The organism is Streptomyces sp. NPDC004610 (assembly GCF_040609715.1).
Taxonomy (GTDB): Bacteria; Actinomycetota; Actinomycetes; order Streptomycetales; family Streptomycetaceae; genus Streptomyces.
Map to the genome: position 1 here is coordinate 37,869 of NZ_JBEXLA010000025.1, position 13,193 is coordinate 51,061.

9 protein-coding genes are annotated in these 13,193 nt (G+C 75.0%); 3 read left to right on the forward strand and 6 right to left on the reverse strand.

Annotation, left to right across the window (positions count from 1 at the left end):
• Nucleotides 1-125 precede the first annotated feature (125 nt).
• On the reverse strand, nucleotides 126-1,376 hold the full coding sequence (locus tag ABZX40_RS25945) for a PLP-dependent transferase (protein WP_355743187.1): 1,251 nt from the start codon (nucleotides 1,374-1,376) through the stop codon (nucleotides 126-128).
• A 60-nt stretch (nucleotides 1,377-1,436) separates the two neighbouring features.
• On the opposite strand from ABZX40_RS25945, the gene ABZX40_RS25950 reads away from it, so the two are divergent.
• Entirely contained in the window at nucleotides 1,437-1,919 is a 483-nt protein-coding gene (locus tag ABZX40_RS25950; RefSeq protein WP_355743189.1) for an Lrp/AsnC family transcriptional regulator, read from the forward strand.
• A gap of 33 nt (nucleotides 1,920-1,952) precedes the next feature.
• Nucleotides 1,953-3,650: a DUF885 domain-containing protein gene (locus ABZX40_RS25955; RefSeq protein WP_355743192.1), complete on the forward strand. Its 1,698-nt coding sequence runs from the start codon at nucleotides 1,953-1,955 to the stop codon at nucleotides 3,648-3,650.
• Between the two features lie 71 nt (nucleotides 3,651-3,721).
• Here the strand turns inward: ABZX40_RS25955 and ABZX40_RS25960 are convergent, their stop codons facing one another.
• The gene (locus ABZX40_RS25960) at nucleotides 3,722-4,555 is read right to left on the reverse strand and encodes an SDR family oxidoreductase (RefSeq protein ID WP_355743195.1); all 834 of its coding nucleotides are present in this window, start codon (nucleotides 4,553-4,555) and stop codon (nucleotides 3,722-3,724) included.
• Nucleotides 4,556-4,638: 83 nt separating this feature from the next.
• The gene (locus ABZX40_RS25965; RefSeq protein ID WP_355743441.1) at nucleotides 4,639-5,097 is read right to left on the reverse strand and encodes a rhodanese-like domain-containing protein; all 459 of its coding nucleotides are present in this window, start codon (nucleotides 5,095-5,097) and stop codon (nucleotides 4,639-4,641) included.
• Between the two features lie 93 nt (nucleotides 5,098-5,190).
• On the opposite strand from ABZX40_RS25965, the gene ABZX40_RS25970 reads away from it, so the two are divergent.
• A complete protein-coding gene (locus ABZX40_RS25970) occupies nucleotides 5,191-5,646 on the forward strand; it encodes an Lrp/AsnC family transcriptional regulator (RefSeq protein WP_355743198.1) in 456 nt (151 codons plus the stop codon).
• Between the two features lie 16 nt (nucleotides 5,647-5,662).
• Here ABZX40_RS25970 and ABZX40_RS25975 read toward each other — a convergent pair whose 3' ends face one another.
• The 3 genes from ABZX40_RS25975 to ABZX40_RS25985 form a co-directional block, all read right to left on the reverse strand.
• On the reverse strand, nucleotides 5,663-8,647 hold the full coding sequence (locus ABZX40_RS25975; protein ID WP_355743201.1) for an SMC family ATPase: 2,985 nt from the start codon (nucleotides 8,645-8,647) through the stop codon (nucleotides 5,663-5,665).
• 191 nt (nucleotides 8,648-8,838) lie between these two features.
• Entirely contained in the window at nucleotides 8,839-10,002 is a 1,164-nt protein-coding gene (locus ABZX40_RS25980) for an exonuclease SbcCD subunit D (protein WP_355743204.1), read from the reverse strand.
• A gap of 143 nt (nucleotides 10,003-10,145) precedes the next feature.
• Nucleotides 10,146-13,061 (reverse strand): hypothetical protein, encoded by a 2,916-nt coding sequence (locus ABZX40_RS25985; RefSeq protein WP_355743207.1) that lies wholly within the window; start codon nucleotides 13,059-13,061, stop codon nucleotides 10,146-10,148.
• Nucleotides 13,062-13,193: the final 132 nt, after the last annotated feature.

Here is a 13,193-nt window from a genome sequence, read left to right on the forward strand (position 1 = left end):
ACCCTCTAGCCAACCCTCTCGCCGACTCCCTCGGCGTCCCTCTCCCCGACCCACTCGGCGTCCCTCTAGCCAACCCTCTCGCCGACTCCCTCGGCGTCCCTCTCCCCGACCCACTCGGCGTCCCTCTAGCCAACCCTCTCGCCGACTCCCTCGGCGCTCCTCTCCCCGACCCACTCGGCGTCCCGCTCGCCGACCCCTTCGTCCGCCCCCGCGCCGACCCCGCCCGGCCCCTCCGTGGGCCGGGCGTCCCCCAGTGCCCGGTCCAGGTCGGCCCACAGGTCGTTCACGTCCTCCAGGCCCACCGACAGCCGTAGCAGCCGGTCGCCGATCCCGGCGTCGCGGCGGTCGTCCGGGGCGACGACGCGGTGGCTGATGGACGCGGGGTGCTGGATGAGGGTGTCGACGCTGCCGAGGCTGACGGCGGGGGTGATCAGCCGGACGGCGGCGATCACGTCGTGCGGGTCGCCGTACGGCTCGAAGGCGATCATCGCGCCGCCGATCCGGGGGTAGCGCACCCGGGCGACGCGCGGGTCGGCGGCCAGGACCCGGGCGAGTTCGGCGGCGGTCGCGGAGGCGGCCCGGACCCGTACCGGCAGGGTCGACAGACCGCGCAGCAGCAGATAGCCGGCCAGCGGATGCAGCACCCCGCCGGTGGCGAACCGGATCCGGCGCAGCGCCCCGGCGAGTTCCTCGTCGCAGGCGACGACCCCGCCCAGTACGTCGCCGTGGCCGCCGAGGTACTTGGTGGCGGAGTGCAGCACGAGCCGGGCGCCCTGCTCCGCCGGGCGCTGGAGGACGGGCGTGGCGAAGGTGTTGTCGGCGAGCAGCGGCACCGATCCGCAGGCATGGGCGACGGCCCGCAGATCGATCTCGGCGAGGGTCGGATTGGCCGGGGTCTCGACCATGACCAGCCCGGTGTCCGGGCGCAGCGCGTCGGCGATCCCGGCCGGGTCGGTCCAGGTCACCTCGGTGCCGAGCAGCCCGGCGGTCAGCAGCTGGTCGCTGCACCCGTACAGCGGCCGGACGGCCACCACATGGCGCAGCCCGAGCGCGGCACGGGCGAGGAGGACGGCGGTCAGGGCGGCCATACCGCTGGCGAACGCGACGGCCGCCCCGGTGCCCTCCAGCCGGGCGAGGGCGGTCTCGAAGCGGGCGACGGTGGGATTGCCGAGGCGGCCGTAGACGGGCGGCCCGTCGGGGTCGGCGCCGGTGGCGGCGAACGCGTCGACACGATCGGCCTCGCCACGGCTGTCGTACGAGGGGTAGGTGGTGGACAGATCGATCGGCGGGGCGTGCAGTCCCTGCCGGGCGAGATCGTCTCGGCCGGCGTGTACGGCCTCGGTGGCCAGGGCTCTCGGTGGGGTGGGCATGTCCATGTGGGCAGCGTTGAGCACCGGCCAGTCCACGTGTTCGAAAGCCCGTGCTACGTTCGGCCGATGGCCCAGTCTGTCGTACTGGATCCGGTGGATCTCCGGTTGCTGCGGCTGCTCCAGAACGATGCCCGGACGACGTACCGCGATCTCGCCGCGCGCATCGGGGTGGCGCCGTCGACCTGTCTGGACCGGGTGGCCCGGCTGCGGCGGGCCGGGGTGATCCTCGGGCATCGGCTGCAACTGGATCCGGCCAAACTCGGGCGCGGTCTCCAGGCACTGCTGTCCGTGCAGGTCAGACCGCACCGGCGGGAGCTGGTGCGGGCGTTCGTGGATCAGGTGCGGGCGCTGCCGGAAGCGCTGACGGTGTTCCATCTGGCCGGTCCCGACGACTATCTGGTGCATGTCGCGGTCGTGGACATGGCAGATCTGCAACGGCTGGTGATGGACGAGTTCACCGCCCGGCGCGAGGTGGCCCGGGTCGAGACTCGGCTGATCTTCCAGCAGTGGGACTGCGGGCCGATTCTGCCCCCGGCGCAATCGGGGTGACGTCCGGCGGGCGGCCGTATGAGGATGGGCCGCATGTCACAGACGACCAAGAGCCCGCAGTTGCCCCGCGAGGTCGCCGACGCCTATGTCGACGCTCTCATCGCCCTCGACCCGGTCACCGGCACCTATCTCGGCGTCGCGGAGAGCTCACGCAGAATGCCCGACCTCTCCCCCGCCGGGCAGGAGGCGGTCGCGGCGCTGTCGCGGTCCACGCTGGCACTGCTGGACGAGGCCGAGCGGCAGCCCGGCGCGGACAGTGACATCGAGCGGCGCTGCGCCCGGCTGCTGCGTGAGCGGCTGACCGCCGAACTCGCCGTGCACGAGGCGGACGAGGGGCTGCGCCAGGCCGGCAATCTGGGCACGCCCCTGCACTCGGTGCGGGAGGTGTTCACCGTGACCCCGGCCGACACGGACGAGGACTGGGCGGCCATCGCCGAGCGGCTGCGCGCGGTGCCGGACGCCCTGGCCGGCTACCGCTCCGCCCTCCAGCTGGGCCTGGACCGCAAGCTGTACGCGGCCCCCCGGCCGACGGCCACCCTGATCGAGCAGCTCGGCGAGTGGGCGGACACCGACGGGGGCGGGCGCGGCTGGTTCGAGGACTTCGCCGCCGCCGGACCCGACGCCCTGCGCGCCGAACTGGACGAGGCGGCCCGCGCCGCCACCGCCGGTGTGGTCGCGCTGCGGGACTGGCTGCGCGAGGTGTACGCCCCGGCGATCGAGGGCGCCCCCAACACCGTCGGCCGGGAGCGCTACGCCCGCTGGGCCCGCTACTTCAACGGCACCGATCTCGATCTGGACGAGGCGTACGCGTACGGCTGGGCCGAGTACCACCGGCTGCTCGCCGAGATGAAGCGCGAGGCCGAGAAGATCCTGCCCGGCGCCGGGACGCCCTGGGTGGCGCTGGCCCATCTGGACGAGCACGGGCGGCACATCGAGGGTGTGGACGAGGTCCGCGACTGGCTCCAGGGGCTCATGGACCAGGCGATCGAGGCGCTCGACGGCACCCATTTCGAACTCGCCGAGCGGGTCCGCAAGGTCGAGTCGCGGATCGCCCCGCCCGGCAGCGCCGCCGCGCCCTACTACACCGCCCCCTCCGAGGACTTCTCCCGGCCCGGCCGCACCTGGCTGCCGACCATGGGGCAGACCCGGTTCCCGGTCTACGACCTGGTGTCGACCTGGTACCACGAGGGCGTGCCCGGCCATCACCTCCAGCTCGCCCAGTGGGCGCATGTCGCCGAGAACCTGTCCCGCTACCAGGCCACCCTGGGCGGGGTCAGCGCCAACGCCGAGGGCTGGGCCCTGTACGCGGAGCGGCTGATGGACGAGCTGGGCTTCCTCACGGACGCCGAGGAGCGGCTCGGCTATCTGGACGCCCAGATGATGCGGGCGACCCGGGTGATCGTGGACATCGGGATGCATCTGGAGCTGGAGATCCCGGCCGACTCGCCGTTCCACCCCGGTGAGCGGTGGACGCCCGAGCTGGCGCAGGAGTTCTTCGGCGCGCACAGCAGCCGTCCGGCGGACTTCGTGGAGAGCGAGCTGACCCGCTATCTGACGATCCCGGGCCAGGCCATCGGCTACAAGCTGGGCGAGCGCGCCTGGCTGCTGGGCCGCGAGAAGGCCCGCGAGCGGCACGGCGACGCGTTCGACCTGAAGGCGTGGCACATGGCGGCGCTGTCACAGGGGTCGCTGGGGCTGGACGACCTGGTGGACGAGCTGGCGCGGCTGTAGCGGGGCCGTAGCCCACGGGGGTCCCGGAGAGCGGCGGGCGCTTCAGTGCCCGCCGCTCTCCTTATTCCGGTTCACCGCCGGAACCCGCCCTCCGAGTCGATCACCTGCCCCGTGATCCAGCCCGCCTCGTCCGTGGCCAGCCAGGCGATGAGGCGGGCCGGGTCGTCCGGCATGCCCCAGCGCCCACCCGGGAAGCGGGCGGCGACGGCCTCGTAGTCCGCGCCGGTCAGATAGTCGGTGTCGACGGGGCCCGGATTGACCGTGTTCACGGTGATCCCCCGCTCGGCCAGCGTCGTGGACAGGGACCGGGTGACCGAGGCGAGGGCGCCCTTCTGGAGGCCGTAGGCGAGTTCGCCGGGCATTCCGCCCGCGATGTCCTGACCGGACGTCATCATCATGACCCGGCCGCCGTGGGGCCGCTCCGGCTGCCGGGCGAACGCCTGCACCAGCAGCAGGACCGAGCGGGTGTTCACGGCCCAGTGGTCGTCCAGGATCGTCGCGTCGATCTCGTCGAGGGTGCCGTCCCGGCCGCTGCGGGCGTGGTTGGCGACCAGGATGTCCAGCCGTCCGCCGAGCGCCCCGGCGGCGGTGGCGATCAGTTCGGCGGGCGCCTCGGGGTCGGCCAGGTCGCCGGGGCCGTGGGCGACGGTCGCGGCGGGGTCGCCGAGCGCCTCGCGCACGGACGCGGCCACATCCTCGGGCCGGTCGGCGCCCCAGGGGAGTTCGGCGTCGTGCGGCACATGGTGGTGCAGATAGACACTCGCGCCGTACGCCGCCAGCCGCCGGGCCACCGCGTGCCCGATCCCGCCGCGCCGGCTGGCGCCGGTGACGAGGGCGGTACGGCCGCGCAGCGGAAGCGGGTCGCGGCGGAGGGCTTCGGGGGTGGGGTGGGGAAGGAGGGGCATGACCGACCATCATGCGTACCTCCCGGAACCCCCGCATCCCCTTTTTCACCCCTCCGCCCCTCCTCCCCTCCCCGCCCCGCCCCTCAGCAGCCGCACGCCCCGTCCACCGGTGCCGTCAGCGGGTCCGCCGCCCGGCTCTCGCCGCCGTCCGCCGTCTCGTAGGCGAGGCCCTCCCGTACCCAGTACTCGAAGCCGCCGAGCATCTCCCGGACCCGGTAGCCGCGTTCGGCGAGGGCGAGGGCCGCGCGGATGGCGCCGTTGCAGCCGGGGCCCCAGCAGTAGGTCACCACCGGTACGGCCGGGTCCAGCAGCCGGGCGGCGAGGGCGGGGATCTGCGCGGTGGGCAGATGCAGGGCGCCGGGGACATGGCCCTGGTCCCAGGACGCCGTGGAGCGGGAGTCGAGGAGGACGAAGCCGGGTCCGCCGTCGGCGGCCAGCGCGGCGGCGACATCGGAGACATCGGTGTGGAAGGCGAGGCCGGCCCGGAAGTACGCGGCGGCCTCGGCGGGCGTGGCACCGGGGAGCTGGGTGATCGTCGTCATGCCGGAAAATCTACGGCGGCCGGACCGCCGGAAGAAGTAGAGATCCCCGGCGCTCTCCTTGTCCGGCCGTGGATTCCCCGGCATGCTCTCCCCATGACCACGGATTCCCCTTTCACCCCCGATGCGACCGACTGGCGCATCCTCGATGTCCTCCAGCGCGACGGACGGGCCAGCTTCGCCGAGCTGGCGCGGGCCGTGGCGATGTCGCCGAGCGCGGTCACCGAACGGGTGCGGCGGCTGGAGGAGACGGGCGTGATCCAGGGGTACGCGGCGGTCGTGGACCCGGACCGGCTGGGGCTGTCCCTGCTGGCGTTCGTCCGGCTGCGCTATCCGCACGGCAACTACAAGCCGTTCCACGATCTGGTGGCCGCCACCCCGGAGATCCTGGAGGCGCACCACGTCACCGGCGACGACTGCTTCATCATCAAGGTCGCCGCCCGTTCGATGCGGCATCTGGAGGAGGTGACGGGGCGGATCGCCGGGCTCGGGTCGGTGACCACGAGTGTCGTGTACTCCTCACCGCTGCCGCACCGCCCGATCAGCCACTGAGGGACCTGGCCCGCCGTCAGGTCCGCTGCCGCAGCACCGACCCCGACCGCCCCTTCACCACCTCCAGCTGGGCGTGCACCCGGCGCCGCAGATCGGCGACATGGCTGACGATCCCCACGCTGCGGTCCCGCTCGCGCAGCGAGTCCAGGACGTCGAGGACCTCGTCCAGGGTCTGATCGTCGAGGCTGCCGAAGCCCTCGTCGATGAAGAGGGTGTCGAGCCGGACCCCGCCCGCCTCGTCGGTGACGACATCCGCGAGGCCGAGGGCGAGCGCGAGGGAGGCGAAGAAGGTCTCGCCGCCGGACAGGGTGGCGGTGTCGCGCTCCCGTCCGGTCCAGGCGTCCACCACATGCAGCCCGAGCCCGCTGCGCCCGCGTCCGCTGCGGTCGTCGGAGTGGACCAGGGTGTAGCGGCCGGACGACATCCGGCGCAGCCGTACGGTCGCGGCGGCGGCGACCTGCTCCAGCCGGGCGGCGAGGACGTACGACTCCAGCCGCATCCGGCGTTCGTTGTCGGCGGCGGTGCCCGCGGTGAGGGCGGCCATCCGGGCGACCCGGTCGTACTCGGCGCGCAGCGGGCCCAGTCGGCGGACGGCGTCGGCGGCCCGCGCGGAGAGGGTGTCCAGCTCGGTGCGGCGCCGGGCGGCGGCGTCGCGGGCGGAGGCCGCGGCGCGGACCCGGCGGCCGGCGTCGGCGGCGGCCCGCTCGGCGCCGGCGAGGTCGGCGGGCGGCTGCTGGGCGGCGGTCGCGGTGGCGGTCTCGGCGAGCACCGCGCGGACGGCCGCCTCCTCGGCCCCCCAGGCGTCCAGCCGGTGCTGGAGGTCGCGGTGGGCGGCGGCGTCGAGCAGCGCGGCGGCGGCCTCGGCCGGGGTGTCGAAACCGGCGCGGAAGGCGGCGTCGGACAGCCGGGCGTCGGCGTCCTTGAGGCGCCGGGCGGTGTCCTCGGCGCCCCGGGCGGTGTCGGCGGCCTCGGTGAGCAGGGCGACCTGCCGCTCCAGCTGCGCGGCCCGCGCGGCGACGCTCGCGAAGGCACCGCGGGCCTGCGCCAACGTGTCCTCCAGCGCCCGGCGTTCGCGTTCGAGTCCGTCGCGGCGGGCGGTGCGGGAGGCGGCCCGCAGTTCGGCCTGCTGCCGGTCGGCGGTGCGGCGCCGGTGCTCCTGCTCGGCGTGGCGCAGCGTCTCGTGCGCGGTGTGCAGCCCGGACGCCTCCTCACGGGCCCGCGCGAAGTGCCGCTCCAGTTCCTCGGCCTCGGCGCCGAGCACCTCCACCGTGGTGTCCCCGGCCTCCGCGGAGGCCGCGGCGAGCGCCTCCCGTACGACGCCCAGGCGGCGTTCGTCGTCGGCGCGCTGCTCGTCGGCGCGCTGGTGGGTGTCCTGAGCGGTTTCCTCGGCCGCGCGGTCGACATGCCCGGCGACCTTGCGGGCGGGCGCGGGGTGTTCGGTGGCGCCGCAGACCGCGCAGGGAGCGCCGTCGGTGAGGTGCGCGGCGAGTTCGGCGGCGATGCCGGTCAGGCGCTGTTCCTTGAGGTCGAGCCAGTGGGCGCGGGCGTCGACGGCCCGCCGGGCGGAGTCGAGGGCCCGGCGCTGGGCGGACTCGGTGTCCCGGGCGAGCCGGTCGCGCTGTCTGGCCGCGGCCAGCCGCCGCCGGGCGGGTTCGCGCCGCTCGCCGAGTTGTTCGGCGCGGGTGGCGGCCTCCTGCGCGGTGTCGACGGCGGTCTGGAGGGTGGCGCGGTGGGTGTCCCAGCCGGTGAGCCAGGCGCCGGTCTCGGCGAGGACGTCGTCGTCGGCGCGTTCCTGGCGGTCCAGTCCGGCGCGTTCCCCGGTCAGTTCGGCGAGGCGGTCCTCTGCGTGGCGGGCGGCCTCCAGACCGCCGAGTTCCTCGGCGGCGCGGCGGGCGGCGGTGGCGAGGCCGGTGGGTCCGGCCCCGGCGAGGGCGGTGGGCAGCGGGTCCCGCGCGCGGGCCTCGGCGGCGCTCGACCGGCGGTGCTCGGCCTCGGCGGCGGCCCGCAGCTCCAGGGCGGGCGCGACGGCCTCCGCCTTGCGGGCGCGCTCCATCCGGGTGCGCGCCTCGCGGTGCGCCCCGGCCCGCTCTTCGAGCCGCCCGGCCCGCTCCCGCGCCTCCCCGAACCGCCGCTGCAACCGCGCCACTTCCCGTACGTCGTCCAGGGCGCGGTCGGCGGCGGCCTGGGCGGACTCGGCGGCGAGCAGGCCCGCGCGGGCGATGTCGAGCTGCTCCCGGGCGGTGGAGCGGGCGACGGCGGCGGCCCCGAGCACGGCCTCGGCGAGTCCGGGCTCACCGGGAGCGAGGGCGGGCAGCTCCATGGCGTCACCGGCGGCCTGCTGCATCCGGTGGGCGTCGGCGAGGAGTTCGGCGTCCCCGTCGCGGACGGCGGACTCGGTGGAGCGGCGGCGTTCGGCGAGCCGTTTCTCGACCTCGCCGAAGCGGTGGGTGTCGAAGAGGCGCCCCAGGAGCCTGCCCCGGGCCTCGGCGTCCGCGCGCAGGAACCGCGCGAAGTCGCCTTGCGGCAACAGCACGACCTGGCAGAACTGCTCCCGGCTCATCCCGAGGAGCTGGGTGATCTCCTCGCCGATCTCCTGGTGGGAGCGGCTGAGGTCGGTCCAGGCGCCCGCCTTGTGCTCGCGCAGCCAGGTCTGCGCCTTGTCGGTGGTGGTGCCCGCGCCGCCGCGCTTCTTGGGGCGGGCCCAGGGGGGCTGGCGGGTGATCTCCAGCCGCCGTCCGGCGACGGTCAGTTCGAGGGTGACGGAGGTGCGGGTGCCGGGTGCGGCGTGGTCGCTGCGCAGGGTGAGGCCCTGGCCGCTCTGCCGGGCGCCGGGGACGGTGCCGTACAGGGCGTAGCAGACGGCGTCCAGGACGGAGGTCTTCCCGGCGCCGGTCGGGCCGTGCAGCAGGAACAGCCCGGCGGCGGCGAGCGGGTCGAAGGCGACGCTCTGGGTGGCACCGAAGGGCCCGAAGGCGGTGAGATCGAGCCGGTGGAGCCTCATCGGGCGGTCTCCCGGAGGGTGTGGGCGGCACGGTCGGCTTTGAACCGGTGGAGGTGGAACCTCATCGGGCGGCCTCCCGGAGGGACTGGGCGGCTGAGACGGCCTCGAACCAACGGACGTGCAGCCTCATCGCACGGCCTCCCGCAGGGACCGGGCGGCACCGGCGGCCTCGAACCAACGGACGTGCAGCCTCATCGCGCCGTCTCCCGGAGGGTCTGGTCCGTGCGGACCGCGTCGAACGCGTCGCGCAGCACGGCGCGTTCGCGGTCGTCGGGTCCGGCGCCGCGCACATGGGCGACGAAGTCCTCGGCGATCTCCTGGTCGGTGCGGCCCGCGAGCCGCCGTGCGTAGGACACCTCGGGGTCCTCGGGCGGGCGGTCGGGGTCGAAGACCAGGGCGAGGGCGTGCGGGAAGCGTTCGATGAGGCGGGCCATGGGGTCGGCGGGGCGGACCGGGTCGGTGAGGGTGGCCTCGGTCCAGGACTCCTCGTGCGGGGTGAGCGCCGGGTCGGCGAGGAGGTCCTCCAGGGTGCCGCGCAGCCGGGCGAGGGGGCGGGGCACCGGGCAGTCGAGGCGCTCGGCGCCGATCGTGCCGTCGGCGGCGAGGTCGATCAGCCACATGCTCTTGCGGTGCTCCGCCTCGGAGAAGGAGTAGGCGAGCGGGGAGCCGGAGTAGCGCACGCGCGGGGTGAGGGTCTGGCAGCCGTGCAGATGGCCGAGGGCCACGTAGTCGACGCCGTCGAAGACCCCGGCGGGGACGGCGGCGACCCCGCCGACCGTGATGTCCCGTTCGCTGTCGCTGGCCCGGCCGCCGGTGACGAAGGCATGGGCGAGGACGACCGAGCGGGTGGAGTCGGGGCGGGTGGCGAGATCGGCGCGGACCCGGTCCATGGCGGCGGCGAGCACGGCCTCGTGGCCCGCCCTCTCCAGCGCGAACTCGTCCTTGACCAGGGCGGGTTCGAGATAGGGCAGCCCGTAGAAGGCGACCTCGCCGAACGCGTCGCCCAGGACGACGGGGGTGCCGCAGCCGGCCGGGTCGGTGCGCAGATGGATCCCGGCCCGGCCGATCAGGCGGGCGCCGACGCCGAGGCGCCGCGCGGAGTCGTGGTTCCCGGAGATCATCACCGTCGGCACGCCGAGTCCGGCCAGCCGGTGCAGGGCCTCGTCGAACAGTTCGACCGCGGCGAGCGGCGGCACCGCCCTGTCGTACACATCGCCCGCCACGACCACCGCGTCCACCGCCCGCTCCCGCGCGGTCGTCACGAGATGGTCGATGAAGGCGGCCTGGGCGTCGAGCATGTTCACCCGGTGGAAGGCCCGGCCCAGATGCCAGTCGGATGTGTGCAGAATTCTCAAGACACCGCTCCGGCCCGCACGTCTCCCCCAACCACAGTGCCGGCCCGGTGCCGGCGTTCTCGGCACCGACCACGCTAGCCCCTGCCGGTGCCCGGTCCCTCACGGACCTCACAGTCTGCCACCGGGCGCGGCGGCGCCGGCCCTCAGGTCCGGCAGGGCGGGGCGTAGTCGAGGCGGGGGAAGTGGCGGTCCCACTGGGCGCGGCCGATGGGGTCGGGGAAGCGGTCGCAGGCGTCGGCGAGGACCCGGTCGAGGTCGGTGTACCAGACCTGGACGCTGCGGTGGCTGGTCACGGTGAGGATGGTGCCGTCCGCCGTGAGATAGCGCACCTCCTTGACCGTTCCGCCGGGGTTGGTGAGATGGGCCACGGGGGCGGGGCGGGCGGGGTCGGTCAGGTCCCGGACGTTCACGACGCCGTCCACGCCGACGGTCACCGCCGAGCGGCCGTCGGAGGCGAAGGCGACCCCGGCGACGACATCGGCGTGCCGGGCCAGTTCGACCGGCTCGCGGTGGCCGGGGAGGGCGCCGAGGTCCCAGAGCAGTGCCGTGCGGTCGTCGCTGCCGCTGAGCAGGGTGCGGCCGTCGGGGGCGTAGGCGAGGGCGTCGACGAAGTGCTGGTGGCCCTTCAGGACGGCGACCGTGGTGGTGCGGTGGGGGTCGGTCACGTCCCAGACGCGGATGGTGCGGTCGTCGGAGCCGGAGGCGAGGGTGGTGCCGTCGGGGCTGAAGGCGACGGGTTTGACGTTGTCGGTGTGGCCGGTGAGGCGGGCGAGGGGGCGGGGGTGTGCCGGGTCGGTGGTGTCCCAGAGGCGGAGGGTGTGGTCGTAGCTGCTGGTGGCGGCGATCCGGCCGTCGGGGCGGACGGCGACGGCGTAGATGGCGTCGGTGTGCCCGGTGGGGCGGCTGGACAGCAGGGTGGGGCGGGTGGGGTCGGTGGTGTCCCAGAGCCAGAGGGTGTGGTCGGCGCGCGCGCCGATGAGGGTGTCGCCGTCGGGGGTGAACTCGATGAAGTTCCAGGTGGCTCCGGAGCCGTCGACGCTGCTGAGCCGGCGGGGGCGCCGGGGGTCCGCGAGGTCCCACAGATCGAGCCGGGCGCCGTCGGCCATGGCCAGGGTGCGGCCGTCGGGGGTGAGGGCGGGGGTCTGCCCGGTCGGCCGGGGCCCGCCCCCCGCGCGCGGGCCCGCGGTCGCGACGGACAGGGTGCTGAGCAGGGCGTTGCGCGTCCGCTCCTGCGGGGACAGCCGGTAGGCGGCCAGCGCGATCTGCGCGGCCAGCGCCGGATCGTGCGGGCTGAGCCGTACGGATGCCTCGGCGGCCCGCAGGACGACGGCCTCGTTGCGCTGGCGGGTGACGGTGCTCTCGGCGCGGACGGCGGCCCCGGCGGCGGTCACCGCGCAGACGAGGAGGACACCGAGGGCGCCGACCAGCCGGCGCAGTCTGCGCAGCCGGCGGCGGTCGCGGCGCAGGCTCTGCCGGGCCTCCGCCTCGCAGGCGTCGAGGAAGGCGCGCTCGCGGGCGGTGAGCGACGGCCGGGGCAGCTCGCGGACGGCGGCGAGGCGCACCCCGCGGTAGAGGCTGTCGGGGTCGTGGTCCAGGGACTCCCACAGGGTGGTGGCCTCGGTGAGGGCGCGGTGCAGGCGCTCCTGGTCGCGGTCCTCGTCCAGCCAGTCGCCGAGCCGGGTCCAGCAGCGGATGAGGGCCTCGTGGGCGATCTCGGCGTGGCCGCCGTCGACGGTCAGCAGCCGGGCGCGGGTGGCCTGTTCGAGGACGAGCGCGGTGTCGGGTCCGTCGTCCAGTTCCCGGCGCGGTACGGGGCGCTTGGTGTCCTCGGTGCCCTCGCCGAGGGCGATCAGCCGCAGGAACAGGCGCCGGGCGGCTGCCCGCTGGGGGTCGCTCAGGGCGGTGTGGAACGCCTCCGCGGTCTGGCTGAGGGCGCCCTCGACGCCACCGGCCGCGCGGTATCCGGCGAGGGTGAGGGCGTTGCCGCGACGGCGCCGCCAGGTCTCCAGCAGGGCGTGCGACAGCAGGGGCAGCGCGCCCGGCCGGCCGTGGGCGTCGGCCATGAGGGTCGTCAGCAGGGCGCTCTCCACGGTGAGGCGGGCGCGGGCGGCGGGCCCGACGATCGCCGCCCGCAGTTCCTCGGCGGTCATCGGCCCGACGGGGTGGTGGGCCCGGGGCAGCACCTCGACGAGGCCGGGCAGCCGGGTGCAGTGGGTGTAGAAGTCGGACCGTACGGCGAGGACGACCCGGGTGCGGCTGTCGGGGACCTGCGCCGCGTGGACGAGGGCGGCGACGAACCGCTCCCGTTCCCCGGCGTCCCGGCAGAGGGTGAACACCTCCTCGAACTGGTCCACCACGACGATCAGCTCCTCCGGCCCGCCGCCGCTCTCCGGCCGGGCGGCGAGGATCTGCCGCACCGCGCGGTGCAGGGTGCCCGGTTCGTCGGTGAGGCGGGCGCGCGGGGAATCGGGGGCGGCGCCGGTCCGGGCCGCGAGCCGGAGAGCGCATTCCTCCAGCGGATGCGGGCCGGGTGTGAACACCGGCGAGGAAACACCGGGAAAGGCGGGAAGAACTCCCGCCCGGAGAACGGAGGATTTCCCGGATCCGGACGCCCCGAACAGAACGAGCAGTCTTTTCTCCGCCAGATGTTCGACCAGCGCGGCGGTGAGTTTCTCCCGGCCGAAGAAATCAGCGGCGTCGGATTCCCCGAATGCGGCGAGACCGGCGTAGGGGGGCCGGGCGGCGCCCTCGGCGGCCTGCGCCGCGTCGACCGTCGCGGGGGTGGCCGGGGCGGCGCGGGCGTCGGCCGTCCGGCGCCACAGCTCCCGCCATTCCCGCTCGTCACCGCCGCAGGCCCGGACATAGGCGAGGGTGACGGCCAGGCTGGGCAACTGGCGGCCCGCGGCGGCCGAGGACAGGGTCGCGATCGAGTAGTGGGCGTCCCGCGCGAGGTCCCGGTAAGTGGGACGGCCGGCCTGCTCCCGCAGTGCCCGTAAGCGCGCGGCGAACGCGGACAGCGGACCGCCGGCCGGGTCCAGTGGGCGTTCTCCCCGTGGCACGCGCACCTGCTTTCTGCCACCTGCTTTCCGCCGGCCGCCCGGATTGTTCGGCATTTGTTTGTTCGGCGTCGAAGGGCCGGTGGTGAACAACAGATTAGCGGCTAGAAACGGTGCGTCGGGTCCCGCACCGAG